This is a genomic window from Limnohabitans sp. DM1 (genome assembly GCF_001269385.1).
GTDB lineage: Bacteria > Pseudomonadota > Gammaproteobacteria > Burkholderiales > Burkholderiaceae_C > Limnohabitans_A.
The window spans coordinates 16668-33744 of sequence record NZ_CXOO01000031.1 but is presented as its reverse complement, the minus strand read 5'-3'; the positions used below and the strand labels follow the sequence as shown (position 1 = coordinate 33744).

Here is a 17077-nt window from a genome sequence, read left to right as displayed (position 1 = left end):
TGCGCCTTAGAGCCCGATCACACCGCCATTTTGGCGCGTGATCACGATGGTGGCTGAACGTGGACGGCCTTGCGGGCCGTAACCGGCGTTGCCTGGCCACATGCTTTGAGGTGCAGAGCCCGATGCCAGTGGCTTGGACAATTCGCCGGGGTGCTGGATGTTGACAAACAAGGTGCGGCCGTCGGCGGTTTCGGTGATACCCGTCACTTCAGCACCTTTGGGCGCCACCAAAAAGCGGCGCAGTTTGGCTTCGCCCAAAGCTGCGCCCAAAAAGGTTTCTTGCGTGCCGGTTTGCTCTGCACCGCCCACCAGCATCTTGTTTTTGACGGTGACTTTGCCCCCGTCACCCACTTGGCCCGGAATCGCCGCCAGCATCATGCAGTTGGTCTCGTCGGTGAAAGCGCCGTCGTCGGTCTGGATCCAGCAAATGCCTGTGGCTTGGCTGAACCACAGGCCGTCAGGCGAAGAAAACGCGTTCCTGGAGGTCAAGCCCGACAAGTTGGCATCGCCCGAATCTTCTTCGGCACCGAAGACAAAAATGTCCCAGGCAAAGGCTTTGGCGGTGGATTTGGCATCGGCCTCTTTGAATCGGATGATGTGGCCATTGGGGTTGCCCATGCTTTTGACACCATCCATGTCCATGTAAGCACGGGGGTTGGCTGCATCCACTTTGCTCGGTGTGCGGTTGGCTGCGCTGTTGTTGGTGAGGGCGAAATAGATTTCGCCGTTGCGGTGGTTGACCGCACCCCACTCCGGCCGGTCCATCTTGGTTGCACCCACGGCATCGGCCGCAAAGCGGGCGTTGACGTAAACATCGGCCTGGTTGGCAAATGTGTAGGCGCTGTGCTGGGCGATACGCGGGTCGGTGAAGCTGAGTTCGAGCCACTCGCCTTGGCCCGTGGCGTCAAAGCGGGCGGCATACAGCTTGCCTTCGCTCAGGTATTTGTCACCGGCGACCAAGCCACCGCCCACATCGCGGGGGTCCCACACAGCAGTGCTCACGAACTTGTAGATGTATTCGTTGCGCGAATCGCAGCCCATGTAAAACGCCAAGGGCTCGCCCGCCTTGGGCACACCGCACACCGCCGCTTCGTGGGCAAAGCGACCCATGGCCACCCGCTTGGCGGGCGTGGAATTGGGGGCCAGTGGGTCGATTTCGACGTTGAAGCCAAAGGTGTTGGCTTCATTGCGGAAATCTTTCTCGGCATTGGCGCCTGTGGCGGCCAGGTTCCAGCGGGCAAAACGGTCGTCGGTGGCCGATACGGTGTGCCAGCCTTGACCTTGCGCTTTGCTTGCACCGGCTGCCGGGGCCACACCCGCCAGGCCATAGCGCTTGAGCGAGGCCGCTTCTTTGGCCGAAAAGGCTGCGCCACCCGCCGTGGTGTGGAAGTAGTAAGCCCAGTTTTCTTCGCAGCCCAGATAGGTGCCCCAAGGCGTTTTGCCGTGGCCGCAGTTGTTCAGCGTGCCACGGGACATGGCCCCGGCCGTGTCCCAGCGGGTGCTCATGAAGCCGCGAATTTGCTCAATGTGCGCGCGAGGCCCGCTGATGCGTACCGGCGTTTGCGGCGTGATGCGGCGGTTCAGCGGCGAGTCTTGACGAATGCGCCAGCCTTGTGGGGTTTTCACGATCTCCACCACGCTCACACCATGCAAGTTGATCTCTTTGAGCACTTCCAGCTCAGGACGCGTGCCCAAATCCCAGTCGCCAAATTGGGTGAATTTTTTGCCACTGACTTGCTTGGAGGTCTGGCCATTGGGGTGCAAGAAATGCGAGTCGGCCGAGCTTTCGTGGTTCACGCACAGCACGGCACGACCGGTTTCCTTTTCGGAGTAACGGCCATGGGCGTCGATGTAATAAATGTCCATGCCGTCGTGGTGATCGCCCACACGGCGCGACCAGTCGTCCGTTTCTGTGCCTTTGTTGGAGTAGGCGGCCAAGGCCGAATCAAGCGCATCGCCCGTGGCGTGCAACACGCTGTATTGGTAGCCTGGCGGCAGCATCACCTGGTCGAGCAGGCTTTTCTCAACGGCGGCAAATCCCAAAGCAGATGGCGCAGCGGCCCTGCCCGAAGTCAGGCTGGCGCAACCGGGCAGCATGGCCAAGCCAGCCAAACCCAAACCACCGCGCAGCAAACCACGGCGTGACGGGTTTTGCAGGGATTGCGCCAAAACATCTTGAAAGTGGGGGTTGCCAGAGGTGTTGAAGACGGGGTCGTGATCGTGGTGCGACATGAAAACTCCATTTGAAAACACCGATTGGAGAGTGTTTCTGTGACCGTTTGATGTCAAACCAGCCTTCGCGGCGAGTGCACCGCTCACACAGTGGATGAGCCAGAAACTCATTGCGGCGAGTCCAAGTGTTTCGCAAGGGCGGCTAAATCTTGTCATGGTTGCGTCACACAAACGTGGCAAAGTTCGGTCATTGACATTTCCAGAACCATCGAAGGATAGACCATGAAAGTCGGTATCAACGGCATGGGCCGCATCGGCCGTTTGGCCCTGCGTGCGGCCATGGGCGCTGCCGAGCGCCAGCAAGACGACCCCCGCGCAGGCAACCGCCTGGAGGTGGTGCACCTGAACGAACTCAAAGGCGGCGCAGCGGCCACCGCGCATTTGCTGGCCTTTGACAGCGTGCAGGGCAAGTGGCGTGAGCGCATTGCGGCTGAAGGCGATAGCCAGATTCGCATCGGTGACCGCACCCTGGGCTTTTCATCGCACGCCCACCCAGCCGACATCCCATGGGGCGACCTGGGTGTGGACCTGGTGCTGGAATGCACGGGCAAATTTTTGACACCCGAAACCATCCAAGGCCACCTGGACAGGGGCGCCAAGCGCGTGATCGTGGCCGCGCCCGTCAAGGTGGGCGATGTGCTGAACATCGTGGTGGGCGTCAACCACACGCTGTACAACCCGGCCAAAGACCGCATCGTCACGGCCGCATCGTGCACCACCAACTGCCTGGCACCGGTGGTCAAAGTCGTGCACGAAGCCATTGGCATCCGGCACGGTCAGATCACCACCATCCACGACCCGACCAACACCAACTTGGTGGTCGATGCCCCGCACAAAGACCTGCGCCGCGCCCGCAGCGCCATGGTCAGCCTGGCCCCCACCACCACCGGCAGTGCCACAGCCATTGCTTTGATTTACCCCGAACTCAAGGGCAAGCTCAACGGCCACGCCGTGCGTGCCCCGGTGCTCAATGCATCGCTGACCGACTGCGTGTTCGAGATGAAGCGCGAAACCAGCGCCGAGGAAGTCAACGCCCTGTTTGCCGCTGCGGCCGAAGGCCCGCTGGCGGGCATTTTGGGTTACGAAGAGCGGCCCTTGGTCAGCGTGGATTACGCCCGCGACACACGCAGCGCCATTGTGGACGCGCTGTCCACCCTGGTGACCGACGGCACGCTGCTCAAAATCTACGCCTGGTACGACAACGAGATGGGCTACGCCTGCCGCATGGTCGATTTGGCCTGCCACATGAACGAGGTGGGCATCTGAGATGAATGCTGCTGAACGCCACTACGGCATCGTCACTGCCGCCTATTGGGGCTTCACCCTGACCGACGGCGCTTTGCGCATGTTGGTGCTGCTGCACTTTTACAAGCTGGGTTACTCGCCATTCACGCTGGCCTTTTTGTTCTTGCTGTACGAAGGCGCGGGCGTCTTGGCCAACCTGATCGGCGGCTGGCTGGCCACGCGTTTTGGAATTGCCCGCATGCTCACCGTGGGCCTGGTCACGCAGATCATCGGCTTTGGCTTGCTCTCGGCCTTGCAGCCTGAATGGACAGCGGCCATGTCGGTGGCCTGGGTGGTGCTGGCGCAAGGCGTGTGTGGCGTGGCCAAAGACCTGACCAAAACCGCCAGCAAATCGGCCATCAAGATCACGCAGGCGCAAGCCAAAGACCAAGGCAACGGCCAGCTGTTCAAGTGGGTGGCCTGGTTCACCGGCAGCAAAAATGCCATGAAGGGCTTTGGCTTTTTTCTGGGGGGTTTGCTGCTCGAGACGCTGGGTTTTCAGGGCTCGCTCTGGGCCATGGCGGGCCTGCTCGCTTTGGTGCTGCTGGGTGTGGTGACCAGTTTGCCGCCCATGATGGGCAAGAGCAAGCCTTCGGGCTCGGCCAAAGAGTTGTTCGCCAAAAACGCCGGCATCAACGCGCTGGCGGCCGCACGCGTGGCTTTGTTTGGGGCGCGTGATGTGTGGTTTGTGGTGGGCGTGCCGGTGTTCCTCTACTCGGTGGGTTGGACCTTCACCATGGTGGGCGGCTTTTTGGCCGCGTGGACCATTGGCTATGGCCTGGTGCAAGCGCTGGCGCCACAGATCGTGCGCCGCAGCGCCGATGGCCTGAGCCGCGAGGTGCCCGCTGCGCGCTGGTGGTCGGCGGTGCTCATGCTCATTCCGCTGGGCATTGCCGCGGCCATGTGGCTGCAGGCGCCGCAGCTGCAGTGGTGGGTGGTGGTGGGCCTGAGTTTGTTCGGCTTTGCTTTTGCCATCAATTCGTCGGTGCACAGCTACTTGGTGCTGGCCTATGCGGGTTCTGAAAAAGCGGCCGAAGACGTGGGCTTTTATTACGCGGCCAATGCGCTGGGCCGCTTCATGGGCACGCTGCTGTCGGGCCTGCTCTACCAATGGGGCGGGTTGATGTACGCACTCTTGGGCTCGGCTTTGATGCTGCTCTTGTGCTGGCTGGCCACACTGCGTTTGCCCATGGGCTTGCTCACCCCCAACCCTGCAGAAAAGGCCACGCCATGAACCCCGTTTCTTTGTTCAGCGTCATGGACGAGGACGTGGCCGTCAAGGCCTTGGCGGCTTTGGCGCAAAGCTCGCGCCTGAAGGTGTTTCGCGCCATCGTGGGCACGGGGCCAGAGGGCATTCAACCCGGGCAGCTGTCTGCAGCGCTCGACATTCCAGCCAACACGCTGTCGTTTCACCTCAAAGAACTGCACCACGCGGCCTTGGTCAGCGTGCAGCGCGAGGGCCGTTTTTTGCGCTACCGCGCCGACCTGGGTGCCATGCAAAGCCTGATGGACTTTTTAATGGCGCATTGCTGCCAGGGCGTGCCCTGCGGTGATGTGCTCAATCTGGCTTGCGAGCCCGGTCGCTGCTGAGCCTGCCCATCGACACGCCCATGCAGCTCATCCATTCCAAAGGACGGCGCAGGGATAGGGTACAAACAGGACATGGGAATATTTGAACGCTTCTTGTCGATTTGGGTGGCTTTGGGCATAGCTGCCGGGGCGGGTTTGGGTCTGCTGGTGCCTGGCTTGTTTCAAGCGGTGGCCCTCTTGGAATTTGCACACGTCAACTTGGTGGTGGCGGTGCTCATCTGGGTGATGATTTTCCCGATGATGGTGCAGATCGACTGGAACGCCGTGAAAGAGGTGAGCCAAAAGCCGCAAGGCCTGCTGCTCACGCTGGTGGTCAACTGGCTCATCAAGCCTTTCACCATGGCCGCTTTGGGTGTGCTGTTTTTTCAATACTTCTTTGCGCCCTGGGTCGATCCGCAATCGGCCCAAGAATACATCGCTGGCATGATCTTGCTGGGCGTGGCGCCTTGCACCGCCATGGTGTTTGTGTGGAGCCAGCTGGTCAAGGGTGATGCCAGCTACACCTTGGTGCAGGTCTCGGTGAACGACTTGGTCATGGTGGTGGCCTTTGCGCCCATTGCGGCTTTTTTGCTGGGGGTGACCGATGTGACCGTGCCCTGGGAAACCCTGGTGCTCTCCACCGTTTTGTATGTGGTTTTGCCGCTGGCCGCAGGCATGCTGTGCCGCCGCCTATGGCTCTCTCGCGGGGCTGAACACTTGCAGCAGCGCATGGCCCAGCTCAAGCCGTGGTCGGTCACGGGCTTGATCGCCACCGTGGTCTTGTTGTTTGGCTTTCAGGCACCCACCATCGTGGACAAGCCGCTCGTTATCGTGATGATTGCCCTGCCTCTGGTGCTGCAGACCTATGGCATTTTCTTCATCGCCTGGTGGGGCGCTCGTTGGCTCAAACTGCCACACAGCGTGGCGGGGCCCGCTTGCTTGATCGGCACGTCGAATTTTTTTGAACTGGCGGTGGCGGTGGCCATCTCGCTGTTTGGCCTGCACTCGGGCGCAGCCCTGGCTACCGTGGTCGGTGTGCTCGTCGAGGTGCCAGTCATGCTGTCGCTGGTGGCGCTGATCAACCGTTGGGCACCGCCAGCAGTCGACCCAATGGCTGACCTGTCCGGCCCATGAACGGTTGAGGAAGGCTCCCCTTGCCGTGACAAGCTGGGGAACTGGATGGCAAGAAGGTGTTGAGCGCTGCGCAACACGAAGCCCTCAGGTGATGGTTTCTTCCTTGCCCAGGGCATCCAGGTGGGAGGTATCGCCCCAGCCCACCATCGACAAGCCTTGCGGCGTCCACAACAGCCGGTTGACGGCGGTGTTGGTCAGTTGCCAGGTGCGCGGCGCTTGCAATTCCAGCCGGGTGGCGGCGCGGTACAGGATGTCCAGAACCCCGCCGTGCGCCACCATCACGATTTGCTCGCCGGGGTGGCGTGCGGCCAGTTCGTTCACGGTGTTGACGATGCGTTCGCGCAGCATCTGCAATGATTCGCCACCTTCGGGGGGCGTCCAGTCGGGGGTGCGTTTGCGCCAGTGCCAGGCCTGCTCGGGCAGCTCAGCTTCGATCTCGGCAAAGGTGCGGCCCTGAAATGCACCAAAGTGGCGTTCGCGCAAACCAGGGTGCGTGTTCACGCTATGACCTAAGGCCTGTGCTATGGCGTGGGCGGTGGTGTGGGCGCGCGACAGGTCGCTGGCATAAATCGCATCAATGGCGTCTTGCTGCACCAGTGCTTGGGCCAGATGCTGCGCTTGGCGCATGCCCACTTCGTTGAGCGGGATGTCCAGATGGCCTTGCAGGCGGGTGTCGACGTTCCAGGTGGTTTCGCCGTGGCGAATCGCCAGAATGCGGGTGGGTTCCATGAATTCTTGGGGGAGGGCAGCGCTTCAGCGCGGCAGTTCGATGTTGACCCGGCGTGGGCCTGCGGGCGGGTAGGGAAAGTTGGCCAGTGCAGCCTGAAACAAGGTGGCAAAAATCGGCACGCTGTCGCTCCAGGGGCCGGCGTGGCTGGCGCGGGTTTCATAGACCACCTGGCCTGATTTCAGGTCGCGCATGACGACGCTGACTTCACGGCGGTAATGCGTGGGCGGCGGAAAGCGCATGCCCATGCCCAGACCGATGTGCGAACCAAAGCCCCCGCCAAAGCCTGATCCGATGGCGATGCTGCCGTAAGGCGTCCAGCCCGGACCCAATGGGCGGCCCCAAGGGTCTGCCAGGTACTGCGTGCCGCTGAAGCCCACCATCACGCTAAGGCTGGCGGCGGCGTCATCACGCACCAAACCCACAGCCGCCATGGCGGCCTGTGCTTGTTGCTCTGCCAAACCGGCTTCAGGGTTGTGCACTTGCGAGGGCAGGCGCTCAAAGCGGTATTTGGCCCCCTGCAAACTCATGCCGGGCGGCACGGCGGCTACAGAGACCACATCGCTGTCGATCAGGCGCATCGAGGCGCAGCCTGTCAAAAGCGTCAGGGCCAATGCGGCCAGGGTCCATGAAATCCGTCGCGTGAATTGCGGTGTGACTTGGCGCATGCTGGGTCTCCTTGGGTTTACATCGAGATGACCTGGATGCCTGGCAAAGAGGGCTCCTTGAACTCTTCCTCGTCAAAGGCTTTGTCGCCGTCGTCTGACTCGATGCCTGTGATTTTCAGGTCCTTGAAGCCGTGCAGCTTGGCGTCCATCAAATGCGAGGGCACCACATTTTGCAAAGCCGAGAACATGTTTTCAATCCGGCCAGGGTGCTTCTTTTGCCACTCGCGCAGCATGTTGCCCACCTGCAGGCGTTGCAGGTTTTCCTGGCTGCCACACAGGGTGCACGGGATGATGGGGAACTGTCGGTGCTCTGCCCAACGGATGAGGTCGGTTTCGGCCACATAGGCCAGCGGGCGGATCACCATGAACTCGCCGTTGTCGCTGACCAGCTTCGGGGGCATGCCCTTGAGCTTGCCGCCAAAAAACATGTTCAAAAAGAAGGTCTGCAGCATGTCGTCGCGGTGGTGGCCGAGCGCGAGCTTGTTGCACTTGAGCTCCCGTGCCACGCGGTACAAAATGCCCCGGCGCAGGCGCGAGCACAGGCTGCACATGGTCTTGCCTTCGGGAATCTTGTCCTTCACGATCGAATACGTGTCTTGCGTCTCGATGTGGAACTCCACGCCCAGCTCTTTGAGGTAAGCGGGCAGGATGTGGTCCGGGAAACCCGGCTGCTTTTGGTCCAGGTTGACCGCCACCAGTTCAAAGTCCACCGGGGCGCGGGCCTTCATCTTGAGCAAGATGTCGAGCATGCCGTAGCTGTCTTTGCCGCCCGACATGCAGACCATGATGCGGTCGCCCGCTTCGATCAGGTTGAAGTCGCTGATGGCTTGGCCCATTTGGCGGCACAGGCGTTTTTCAAGCTTGTGGGTTTCGCGTTCGATCTTGATGGCTTTGGCAGCCTCTGATTCGGCTTGTGCTTGTACCCAGGCGTTGTCGGCTTCTGTGTCTGTGTTCATAAGGTTCACCACTGTCCGGTTTCCATGCGAATGGCCACTTCGCAGTCTTCAAAAATTTCAAGTTTGGCAATCTTGACGCGCACGCCCAACACGCCGGGCAGTTGCATCAGGCGGTTCGAGAGTTTGCCGATCATGGTTTCGAGCAGGTTGATGTGCTCGGCGGTGCACTCATCGATGATGATCTTGCGCACCTTGCGGTAGTCCAGCACATGGTGGATGTCGTCGTCGCTGGGCAGCAGGGGCTGCGTACCCAGGTTCAGCTCGGCATCGACCTGGATCGGCTGGGGGTCGATTTTTTCATGTTCCAGGATGCCCAGGTTCGCGTCAAAGCGCAAACCGGTCAGCTCCAGGGTTTGGTGTCCGGCTGGGGTTTTCATGTCGGAGATTTAATCTGGAAAATTTCAACCCCAACCGCTTCGCAGTCCGGGTACACATCGGGTTTGCAGCTGGACAGGCGCACCGCCTGCACCTGCGGGTGGGCGATCAGCTCGCGCATCAGGTCGTCGCACAAAGTCTCTTGCAACACGATGTGGCCTTGGGCTACCCGGCGCGCAATCACCTCACGGATGAAGTCGTAGTCCACCACCTCGGCCAGGTCGTCCTGCGTGGGGGTGGACGCGCTGTAGGGCACGAACAGTTCCACATTGAACACGATGCGCTGGGGGCCTAGCTTTTCAAAGTCGTGCGCACCAATGCGAACATCCACCGTGTGGTTGCGCAAAAACAGGCGTCGGCAGTTCAGCGCCAAATCGGTCATCAGCTCGCTCATGCAGGGTCTTTCGGTTCACCCAAAAACATCACGTCGCGCGCCAAAGGCACCAGGTGCTGGCCGTTGTCCACACACACCGTGGTGCCCGTGATACAGGGGTTTTGTGCCAAAAACAGGCAGGTGGCCGCCACCTGCGCCGGGTCGATCGGCTCGCTCAGCAGGTTCACGCGGCTGTTGCGGTCAAAGTTCTCTTGGGTTTGCGGGCCGCTCAAAAACATCAGGCCTGGCGCCACGCCGCACACGCGCAAGGGGGCCAGAGCTTGGGCCTGCAAGGCCACGGCGCGCTCCAGCGCCAGTTTGGACACGGTGTAAGAAAAATAGTCCGGGTTCAGGTTGAACACCTTCTGGTCCAGGATGTGGACCACGCTGCGCTGGCCGGGCGTGGCCTTGGGCGCGGCCTGCTGGGCCATCAGCGAGGCCAAGAGCATGGGCGCGATCAAATTCACTTCGAGTTGCAAGCGCGCGCCGGGTAAATCCATGTCGGTCCCCTCGTCCGGCTCGAACAGCGAGGCGTTGTTCACCAGGCAGTCCAGCGGCCCTGTGGCTTGCGCGATGTGGGCCACCATGCGTTCAACCTCGGCACTTTGCGCCAGATCGGCCTGCACCAGTTCGACATTGGCGCCCTGCGACTGCAGCTCGGCCTGCAAGGCCTGCGCCGCAGCTGCGGAGCGTTGGTAATGGCACCACACGCGCCAGCCCGCCGCTGCGAATTGGCGAACGATCTCTGCGCCCAGGCGGTGAGCGCCTCCGGTGACCAGAACTTGTTTCATGAAGGGGGGCTGGGCAGATGGGGCTGCGCAGGAACATCCAAGTTGACAAAGGGCTGAATTATCGGGCAAGCCATGGATTGGGCCCCCGGCACCCCGGCAAACCCCCGTACGCCTTCGGCGACAATCGCCGAGTGTCCAAGCCAAATCCCCATCCCCCTTTCGAGCTGACCCCACTTATCCACCAGGCCATCGCCCAGGCGGGGGGCTGGATCGGTTTTGACCGTTTCATGGCCATGGCCTTGTACGAGCCGGGCTTTGGGTACTACACCAACGCCCTGCAAAAGTTCGGCGCCATGCCCGCTTCAGGCAGCGATTTCGTGACCGCGCCGGGCATGTCGCCCCTGTTTGGCCAGACCCTGGCGGTGCAGGTGAAAGAGGCACTGGCGGCCACAGGCACGGATGAAGTCTGGGAGTTTGGTGCGGGCACCGGAGTCCTGGCCTTGCAATTACTGGACAGTCTGGGCGACGCCGTGAAGCGTTACACCATCATCGATTTGTCGGGCACTTTGCGCGCCCGTCAGGCTGACACTTTGCTCAAACATGCCGACAAAGTGCGTTGGCTGGACGCCTGGCCCGACGCCATCGAGGGCGTGGTGGTGGGCAACGAGGTGCTGGACGCCATGCCGGTGCAGCTGCTGCAGCGCACGCAGGGCATCTGGCACGAGCGCGGGGTGGTCAGCACTGGTGAAGAATTCGCTTGGCAAGACCGGGTCACCGACTTGCGCCCGCCCGTCGAGATCGACGGCGAGCACGATTACCTGACCGAAATCCACCCCCAGGCCGAGGCCTTTGTGGCCAGCCTGGCTGAGCGGCTGCTGGCCGGGCGGGGCGGGGCGGCCTTCTTTTTGGATTACGGTTTTCCTGAGGCTGAATACTTTCACCCGCAGCGCCACATGGGCACCGTCATGTGCCACCAATTGCACCAGGCCGACGACAACCCCTTGGTGGCAGTGGGCCAAAAAGACATCACCGCACATGTCAACTTCACCGGGGTGGCCTTGGCTGGTCAAAACGCCGGTTTGAATGTGCTGGGCTACACCAGCCAAGCCTGGTTTTTGCTGAATCTGGGTCTGGCAGAGCGCATGGCTGCCGCCAGCTTGGCCGAGCGCAGCCAAGCCCAGCGCCTGATCAACGAGCATGAAATGGGCGAGCTGTTCAAGGTGATCGGGTTTTCCACATCGGCCGATGGATCGGCCTTGGGCTTTGCCCGGGGTGACCGATCGCACCGTCTCTGAACACTTTGGAAGGAACGGTATGTTGCGTTGGCTGATTGTGGTGTTTCTGATTTTGATTGTGTTCAGCGGTCTGCAGCCGTGGCTGCAAAAGTTGGGTTTTGGGCGATTGCCCGGCGACTTCCGGTTCAGGCTGTTTCGTCGTGAATGGTTTTTGCCCATCACCAGTACCTTGCTTTTGAGCATGCTGGCCAGCTTGGTGGCCAAGTGGCTGTGAGTCTTGGGTGAAAGTATCAAAATTGCGAACTGTGTTACAGTGCATCACGCCATTGGCGACTTATGCCCATCTTGCTCTTGCTGAGCCGATAGCGCATCCCGGCAGAGGGGTGCCAGTCTTGTCCTCCACTGTGCTCATCGCCCGCCATGCTTTTCAAGAGCTGGGCTCAGACGATTTTTTGCTTCCTTTTCGCTCACCTCTGCACGGTGACGTTGTGTGATCCGCCTGTCTTGGCGTTCATATGGAGGCGTTTTTTGGCACCGGGACATGCCAAAACCGAGCCGCCAAGCCGCCCCCAAAGAGGCAGTAAAAACGGCAAGAACTCCATTAGTTAAAATCCATGTCGATTCACCATTGTTTTCACAAGCCCATTTCGATGGGCAAGTACCGTATTGAACCTTGCTCCCGGGCTTTGCCCAATGGCGCTTATGGCGCGCAAGTGTCGGTGGCCAGTGGCCACGGCAGCGCCAGCACCGACCGCGTGATGCGGTTTGTGCCCGAATTTGCAACACCTGCCGCTGCCAGCCAGTACGCCCTCGATGAAGGCGTGCTTTGGGTGGAGCGCCAGACAACCAAACCGATTCTGTTTTGAGAAAGACGTGTTAAATGGCTAAAGAAGAACTGATTGAACTGATGGGCGTGGTCAACGAGGTGTTGCCCGACACCCGTTTTCGCGTGACCTTGGACAACGGCCACCAATTGATTGCTTATTCCGCAGGCAAGATGCGCAAGAACCACATCCGCATTTTGGCGGGTGACCGCGTGACGCTGGAGTTGTCGCCCTATGACCTGAGCAAGGGTCGCATCAGCTTCCGTCACCTGGCTGGCCGCCCCCCGATGGCGCCACGCAACCCCCGTTGATTGATTGAATCTGCGGCGCTTGCTGTGTCGCTGGCCCGAGCCATGTCATTCTTGGGCGGTGATGGCCCTGACTACTGGCCCTTGAAGCGCTGAAGATGACCCCCACGTGTTTCTTCATACCCATGAAGGAATGACATGACCACTTCTGCCGAGAGTTTGCACATTGTTTGTCCTCATTGCCACACCACCAACCGGGTGCGTGTGGCTGATCAGGACAAATCACCCGAATGTGGGCAATGTCACCAAGCACTTTTTAGCGGGCAGCCGCTGGCGCTGGACGCCACCAGTTTTGACCGCCACATTGGCCGCAACCAGATTCCCGTGCTGGTGGATTTCTGGGCGCCATGGTGTGGGCCGTGTCGCATGATGGCCCCGGCGTTCGAGCAAGCGGCGGGTCTTTTGGAGCCCCATGTCCGGCTCGCCAAGCTCAACACCGAAGAAGCGCAGGCCCTTGCTGCTCGTTTCAATATCCGCAGCATCCCCACGCTCGCCTTGTTTGTGAACGGCAAAGAGGTTGCCGGTCAGGCTGGCGCTTTTCGCTCGGCTGCTGACATTGCGCAGTGGGCGCGTTCACACCTTTGAGAGCTGTCGAAATCCAACTTGCGCATTCCTGAAATGCAAGCGTGAATGAAACACGAGTGCATCCCGAACAGCAACATGAAGGGTTTTCAAGGCAGCCTTCTACAATGCCGGCTATGACCAATACCACCCATTTCGGTTTCAAGACCGTCGACGAAAAAGAAAAAGCCAAACACGTCCGTGGTGTGTTTGATTCGGTTGCGTCCAAATACGACGTGATGAACGACCTGATGTCCATGGGTTTGCACCGCGTGTGGAAGGCTTACACCGTGCAGGTGGCCAATCTGAAGGAGGGCGATCAAGTCCTGGACATCGCAGGGGGCACGGGCGATTTGTCGATGGCCTTTGCCAAAAAAGTAGGTGCCTCGGGTCGCGTGGTGCACACCGACATCAATGAAGCCATGTTGTCCACCGGGCGCGACCGCCTGATCAATCACGGTTTGGTGCTCCCCACACTGGTTTGTGATGCTGAAAAGTTGCCGTTTCCGGACCAGCATTTCAATGTGGTCAGTGTTGCCTTTGGTCTGAGAAACATGACGCACAAGGATATTGCCCTCAAGGAAATGTGCCGCGTACTCAAGCCAGGGGGGAAATTATTGGTTTTGGAGTTTTCCAAAGTGGCCAAGCCCCTCGAGAAAATATATGACTGGTACAGCTTCAAGGTCCTGCCCCACATGGGGCAACTGGTCGCGGGTGATGCTGACAGTTACCGATACCTGGCTGAATCCATCCGCATGCACCCCGGTCAAGAGGAATTGAAAACCCTTATGAAAAATAGCGGTTTTGCCCATGTGGACTTTCATAACTTGTCGGCCGGGGTGGTAGCCTTGCACGCAGGTATCAAGTGTTGATGCCTGAAAACTGAGTTTTGATTTGAGTTGGAGACTCCATGAATAAGTTGATGACACTGATGCTCGCGGGCGTTTTGGCCTTGGGTAGTCTCAATGCCGAAGCGGCTCGCCGCATGGGTGGCGGTAAATCTGTTGGTCAGCAATCGAGCCAGGTCACCAAACGTGAGGCTGCGCCACAAACTCCCAGTGCACCGGCTCAAAGTGCTGCGCCCACCAATGCTGCCAAGCCTGCAGCAGCACCAGCTGCTGCCCCCAAGAAACCATGGGGTGCCATGTTGGGTGGTTTGGCTGCTGGCCTGGGCCTGGCCTGGCTGGCCAGTTCTTTAGGCTTGGGTGCAGCCTTTGGCAATATCTTGATGGCCTTGTTGATTGGTGTGGCCGTGTTGGCTGTGATCGGCATGATCATGCGTGCCCGACGTGGTGGTGCTGCCCAGACGGGTGGTCTGGCCTATCAGGGTGCAGGCGCTTCCGCTGATAACCCCGCTTCACTCAAGCAATACAGCCCTCAAAATGTGGGTAACGATGCATCTGCTCGGCCTTGGGAGGGTCAAAACACCCGTTTTGACAGTTCGGCTGCCACGCAAACCAGCGGTTCCATGATTGGTGCCGCATTGGGCGGTTCGCAGACTTGGGGCATTCCCGCTGGTTTTGATGTCGAGGGCTTTGTCACTGCTGCCAAACGCAACTTTGTGACTTTGCAAGACGCTTGGGACCGATCTGACATTGGCGCACTGCGCGCCATGATGACAGACGCCATGGTGGTTGAAATTCGAAGTCAGTTGGCTGAACGCGAAGCCCAGTTCCCAGGTCAGCCCAACAAGACTGAAGTGGTCATGTTGGATGCTCAGTTGCTGGGTATTGAAGAGCAAGCCGAAGCTTACCTGGCCAGTGTCGAGTTCAACGGCATGATCCGTGAAGATGCATCGGCAGGCCCAAGCCCATTCCGCGAAGTCTGGAATATGACCAAGTCTAAACAGGGCGGTGGTTGGCTGGTGGCGGGCGTGCAAGCGCTTCAATAAAGACGTGGCCCTTGGTGGGCTCCTTCTTTCGGGAATAATCGGGGACTATGTCAAAACAGTCCCCTTTTTCTTGGGCCGCTCAGGCGCTGCCTCAACTGGCCAACGACTTGGCCGCTCATTTTCAGCCACCAGCTTGGGCCGTCGATGAGACGGTCAACCGTCTCGTTTTGTTTTTGAACCATGTTCTGCAAAGTGAACCGGAAGCCATGGCACGCTTGGCCCGTCAAAAAAGCCAACGCATCGAGTTTGTTTGGGACCGCTTGCTGCTGCTGTTGACTCCAACGCCTGCGGGTTTGCTGGAACGAGGCCGATTCGAGGGGTTTGACCTGAGACTGACTGTGGTCGAAACCTCGCCTTTTTCTTTGGCTTCCGCCCTGGCACAAGGCAACAAACCCAAGGTCCGCATCGAAGGCGATGTGCAATTGGCTGCCGAAATCAATTGGCTGATTGACCATGTGCGCTGGGACGCCGAGGAAGATTTGGCACGTCTGGTGGGTGATGCTGCAGCCCACACCTTGGCAGAGGCTGCACGCAAAGCTTTTGAAGGTTTACGCGGTTTCGTCGCATCGCGTTCAGAGGGTTCAGGCGCTGATGGCAAGGCCTTTTCGGGTCAGCTTGCAAACACCTTTGGTAGCGCAACATGAGCCGCTTGGGTCGCGGTGCATTCATCGTCTTCATCGTTCTGCGTTATGGCTTGGACGAGTTGGTGCTTTCCAGTTTTCAAAAGCCTTGGATTCGCCTGCTGGCCCGCATCTTGTCGGTGGGGCGCGATCTGAGGTCACCCCGTGCTGTCCGCTTGCGCGAAGCACTCGAGCGCTTGGGTCCCATCTTTGTCAAGTTCGGACAGGTGCTGTCTACCCGCCGCGACCTGCTTCCATTGGACATCGCCGAAGAGCTGGCCAAGCTGCAAGACAGGGTGCCGCCATTCAGCTCGGACATCGCGGTAGACACGATAGAGCGGGCCTTTCACAAACCGGTGGACACCATCTTCGAGTCGTTTGAGCGCCAGCCAGTGGCCAGCGCCTCCATTGCGCAGGTGCACTTTGCGACCTTGCGCAGCAAAACGGGCGAACTGCGTGAAGTGGCGGTCAAGGTTTTGCGTCCGGGCATGCTTCCCGTCATCCAGAAAGACCTGAGCCTCATGCGCATGATGGCCGGCTGGGTCGAGAACCTGAGCGCAGATGGCAAGCGCCTTAAGCCCCGCGAGGTCGTGGCCGAGTTTGACAAGTACCTCAACGATGAGCTGGACCTGGTGCGCGAAGCGTCGAATGCTGCGCAACTGCGCCGCAATATGGAAGGCCTCGATCTGGTGCTGATTCCCGAGATGATCTGGGATTACTGCCACAACGAAGTGCTGGTGATGGAGCGCATGCATGGCGTGCCCATCAGCCATGTGGATCGCCTGCGCGAAGCCGGGGTGGACATCCCCAAGTTGGCGCGAGACGGTGTGACCCTGTTTTTCACGCAAGTCTTTCGTGATGGTTTTTTCCATGCGGACATGCACCCGGGCAACATCCAGGTCAGCCTTGACCCAGAGAGTTTTGGTCGCTACATCTCGCTGGACTTTGGCATCGTCGGTACTTTGACCGAGTACGACAAAGAATATCTGGCGCAAAACTTCACGGCCTTTTTTCGCCGCGACTACAAGCGCGTGGCCGAGCTGCACATCGAGTCCGGCTGGGTGCCGCCCGACACGCGGGTGGATGAGCTGGAGTCGGCCATTCGCGCTGTCTGCGAGCCTTACTTCGACCGGCCCTTGAAAGAAATCTCTCTGGGCATGGTGCTCATGAGGCTGTTTCAGACCTCGCGCCGTTTCCAGGTCGAGATTCAGCCGCAGCTGGTGCTCTTACAAAAGACCTTGCTCAACATTGAAGGACTGGGCCGGCAGCTCGACCCGGAACTCGACCTGTGGAGCACCGCCAAGCCATTCCTTGAAAAATGGATGCTTGACCAGATCGGCCCCAAAAAGCTGTGGGAAGAGCTCAAGGCGCAAGCGCCGCATTACGCCAAATTGCTGCCACAATTGCCGCGCTTGTTGCACGACTACCTCAAGCAGCCACGTCAAGGTGATGCAAAACAGCTTGATCAGTTGTTGGCAGAGCAGAGGCGCACCAACAGATTGCTGCAAACCCTGATTTACGCCGGACTGGGCTTTGTAGTTTCCTTGCTCGTTTTGCAGGTGGGCATGCACCTGCAACTGATTTACTAA

At 59.6% G+C, this 17077-nt stretch carries 20 protein-coding genes; 13 read left to right on the top strand and 7 right to left on the bottom strand.

Translation table 11 applies throughout. The annotated features are described in order from the left end of the window. Positions 1-6: 6 nt before the first annotated feature. Entirely contained in the window at positions 7-2232 is a 2226-nt protein-coding gene (locus AMM33_RS12320) for a PhoX family protein (protein ID WP_090141619.1), read from the bottom strand. 222 nt (positions 2233-2454) lie between these two features. On the opposite strand from AMM33_RS12320, the gene AMM33_RS12315 reads away from it, so the two are divergent. The 4 genes from AMM33_RS12315 to arsB all read left to right on the top strand — a co-directional run bounded on the left by AMM33_RS12315 (position 2455) and on the right by arsB (position 6219). Then, positions 2455-3498 carry an ArsJ-associated glyceraldehyde-3-phosphate dehydrogenase gene (locus AMM33_RS12315; protein ID WP_090141618.1) on the top strand — a complete coding sequence of 348 codons (1044 nt, stop codon included), beginning with the start codon at positions 2455-2457 and terminating at the stop codon, positions 3496-3498. A 1-nt stretch (position 3499) separates the two neighbouring features. Continuing rightward, positions 3500-4750: an organoarsenical effux MFS transporter ArsJ gene (gene arsJ / locus AMM33_RS12310; RefSeq protein WP_090141617.1), complete on the top strand. Its 1251-nt coding sequence runs from the start codon at positions 3500-3502 to the stop codon at positions 4748-4750. Positions 4751-4773: 23 nt separating this feature from the next. Next, positions 4774-5106 carry an ArsR/SmtB family transcription factor gene (locus tag AMM33_RS12305; RefSeq protein ID WP_090141708.1) on the top strand — a complete coding sequence of 111 codons (333 nt, stop codon included), beginning with the start codon at positions 4774-4776 and terminating at the stop codon, positions 5104-5106. Positions 5107-5178: 72 nt separating this feature from the next. Next, positions 5179-6219 carry an ACR3 family arsenite efflux transporter gene (gene arsB, locus AMM33_RS12300; RefSeq protein ID WP_090141616.1) on the top strand — a complete coding sequence of 347 codons (1041 nt, stop codon included), beginning with the start codon at positions 5179-5181 and terminating at the stop codon, positions 6217-6219. 84 nt (positions 6220-6303) lie between these two features. Here arsB and AMM33_RS12295 read toward each other — a convergent pair whose 3' ends face one another. From AMM33_RS12295 to AMM33_RS12270, 6 genes are read right to left on the bottom strand one after another with little or no spacing between them, the layout of a single operon-like run. Continuing rightward, positions 6304-6948 carry a histidine phosphatase family protein gene (locus tag AMM33_RS12295; RefSeq protein ID WP_090141615.1) on the bottom strand — a complete coding sequence of 215 codons (645 nt, stop codon included), beginning with the start codon at positions 6946-6948 and terminating at the stop codon, positions 6304-6306. A 24-nt stretch (positions 6949-6972) separates the two neighbouring features. Beyond that, positions 6973-7614 carry a DUF4136 domain-containing protein gene (locus tag AMM33_RS12290; RefSeq protein WP_090141614.1) on the bottom strand — a complete coding sequence of 214 codons (642 nt, stop codon included), beginning with the start codon at positions 7612-7614 and terminating at the stop codon, positions 6973-6975. A 17-nt stretch (positions 7615-7631) separates the two neighbouring features. Next, positions 7632-8570 carry a tRNA 2-thiocytidine(32) synthetase TtcA gene (gene ttcA, locus AMM33_RS12285; protein ID WP_090141613.1) on the bottom strand — a complete coding sequence of 313 codons (939 nt, stop codon included), beginning with the start codon at positions 8568-8570 and terminating at the stop codon, positions 7632-7634. A 5-nt stretch (positions 8571-8575) separates the two neighbouring features. Next, positions 8576-8947, bottom strand: a complete 372-nt coding sequence (locus AMM33_RS12280) for a dihydroneopterin aldolase (protein WP_090141612.1) — start codon at positions 8945-8947, stop codon at positions 8576-8578. After that, on the bottom strand, positions 8944-9339 hold the full coding sequence (locus AMM33_RS12275) for a dihydroneopterin aldolase (protein WP_089953340.1): 396 nt from the start codon (positions 9337-9339) through the stop codon (positions 8944-8946). Before AMM33_RS12275 ends, AMM33_RS12280 begins: the two co-directional genes overlap by 4 nt. After that, positions 9336-10109, bottom strand: a complete 774-nt coding sequence (locus tag AMM33_RS12270; RefSeq protein WP_090141611.1) for an SDR family oxidoreductase — start codon at positions 10107-10109, stop codon at positions 9336-9338. The genes AMM33_RS12275 and AMM33_RS12270 overlap by 4 nt, the downstream gene beginning before the upstream one ends. Before the next feature lie 77 nt (positions 10110-10186). On the opposite strand from AMM33_RS12270, the gene AMM33_RS12265 reads away from it, so the two are divergent. From AMM33_RS12265 to ubiB, 9 genes are all read left to right on the top strand, one after another. Further along, positions 10187-11344, top strand: coding sequence for a class I SAM-dependent methyltransferase (locus tag AMM33_RS12265; protein ID WP_228768105.1), 1158 nt, complete (start codon positions 10187-10189; stop codon positions 11342-11344). A 19-nt stretch (positions 11345-11363) separates the two neighbouring features. Next, a complete protein-coding gene (locus tag AMM33_RS12260) occupies positions 11364-11558 on the top strand; it encodes a DUF2905 domain-containing protein (RefSeq protein ID WP_090141610.1) in 195 nt (64 codons plus the stop codon). Between the two features lie 376 nt (positions 11559-11934). After that, a complete protein-coding gene (locus tag AMM33_RS12255) occupies positions 11935-12150 on the top strand; it encodes a hypothetical protein (RefSeq protein WP_228768104.1) in 216 nt (71 codons plus the stop codon). A gap of 14 nt (positions 12151-12164) precedes the next feature. Beyond that, positions 12165-12419 (top strand): translation initiation factor IF-1, encoded by a 255-nt coding sequence (gene infA, locus AMM33_RS12250; protein WP_053171832.1) that lies wholly within the window; start codon positions 12165-12167, stop codon positions 12417-12419. A 135-nt stretch (positions 12420-12554) separates the two neighbouring features. After that, complete coding sequence (gene trxC / locus AMM33_RS12245; protein WP_090141609.1) at positions 12555-13001, top strand: thioredoxin TrxC; 447 nt, start codon at positions 12555-12557, stop codon at positions 12999-13001. A gap of 113 nt (positions 13002-13114) precedes the next feature. After that, entirely contained in the window at positions 13115-13849 is a 735-nt protein-coding gene (gene ubiE / locus AMM33_RS12240; protein ID WP_090141608.1) for a bifunctional demethylmenaquinone methyltransferase/2-methoxy-6-polyprenyl-1,4-benzoquinol methylase UbiE, read from the top strand. A 38-nt stretch (positions 13850-13887) separates the two neighbouring features. Beyond that, positions 13888-14868 carry a Tim44 domain-containing protein gene (locus AMM33_RS12235; protein ID WP_090141607.1) on the top strand — a complete coding sequence of 327 codons (981 nt, stop codon included), beginning with the start codon at positions 13888-13890 and terminating at the stop codon, positions 14866-14868. A 206-nt stretch (positions 14869-15074) separates the two neighbouring features. Further along, on the top strand, positions 15075-15512 hold the full coding sequence (locus AMM33_RS12230) for a hypothetical protein (protein WP_228768103.1): 438 nt from the start codon (positions 15075-15077) through the stop codon (positions 15510-15512). Further along, complete coding sequence (ubiB, locus tag AMM33_RS12225) at positions 15509-17077, top strand: ubiquinone biosynthesis regulatory protein kinase UbiB (protein ID WP_090141605.1); 1569 nt, start codon at positions 15509-15511, stop codon at positions 17075-17077. Before AMM33_RS12230 ends, ubiB begins: the two co-directional genes overlap by 4 nt.

Coding starts and splice junctions, on each gene's coding strand:
- AMM33_RS12230 (WP_228768103.1), top strand. CDS start 15,075: ATGGCACGCTTGGCCCGTCAAAAAAGCCAACGCATCGAGTTTGTTTGG.
- AMM33_RS12270 (WP_090141611.1), bottom strand. CDS start 10,109: ATGAAACAAGTTCTGGTCACCGGAGGCGCTCACCGCCTGGGCGCAGAG.
- AMM33_RS12320 (WP_090141619.1), bottom strand. CDS start 2,232: ATGTCGCACCACGATCACGACCCCGTCTTCAACACCTCTGGCAACCCC.
- AMM33_RS12275 (WP_089953340.1), bottom strand. CDS start 9,339: ATGAGCGAGCTGATGACCGATTTGGCGCTGAACTGCCGACGCCTGTTT.
- arsJ (WP_090141617.1), top strand. CDS start 3,500: ATGAATGCTGCTGAACGCCACTACGGCATCGTCACTGCCGCCTATTGG.
- AMM33_RS12295 (WP_090141615.1), bottom strand. CDS start 6,948: ATGGAACCCACCCGCATTCTGGCGATTCGCCACGGCGAAACCACCTGG.
- AMM33_RS12260 (WP_090141610.1), top strand. CDS start 11,364: ATGTTGCGTTGGCTGATTGTGGTGTTTCTGATTTTGATTGTGTTCAGC.
- arsB (WP_090141616.1), top strand. CDS start 5,179: ATGGGAATATTTGAACGCTTCTTGTCGATTTGGGTGGCTTTGGGCATA.
- trxC (WP_090141609.1), top strand. CDS start 12,555: ATGACCACTTCTGCCGAGAGTTTGCACATTGTTTGTCCTCATTGCCAC.
- infA (WP_053171832.1), top strand. CDS start 12,165: ATGGCTAAAGAAGAACTGATTGAACTGATGGGCGTGGTCAACGAGGTG.
- AMM33_RS12290 (WP_090141614.1), bottom strand. CDS start 7,614: ATGCGCCAAGTCACACCGCAATTCACGCGACGGATTTCATGGACCCTG.
- ubiE (WP_090141608.1), top strand. CDS start 13,115: ATGACCAATACCACCCATTTCGGTTTCAAGACCGTCGACGAAAAAGAA.
- ubiB (WP_090141605.1), top strand. CDS start 15,509: ATGAGCCGCTTGGGTCGCGGTGCATTCATCGTCTTCATCGTTCTGCGT.
- AMM33_RS12305 (WP_090141708.1), top strand. CDS start 4,774: ATGGACGAGGACGTGGCCGTCAAGGCCTTGGCGGCTTTGGCGCAAAGC.
- AMM33_RS12315 (WP_090141618.1), top strand. CDS start 2,455: ATGAAAGTCGGTATCAACGGCATGGGCCGCATCGGCCGTTTGGCCCTG.
- AMM33_RS12235 (WP_090141607.1), top strand. CDS start 13,888: ATGAATAAGTTGATGACACTGATGCTCGCGGGCGTTTTGGCCTTGGGT.
- AMM33_RS12280 (WP_090141612.1), bottom strand. CDS start 8,947: ATGAAAACCCCAGCCGGACACCAAACCCTGGAGCTGACCGGTTTGCGC.
- ttcA (WP_090141613.1), bottom strand. CDS start 8,570: ATGAACACAGACACAGAAGCCGACAACGCCTGGGTACAAGCACAAGCC.
- AMM33_RS12255 (WP_228768104.1), top strand. CDS start 11,935: ATGGGCAAGTACCGTATTGAACCTTGCTCCCGGGCTTTGCCCAATGGC.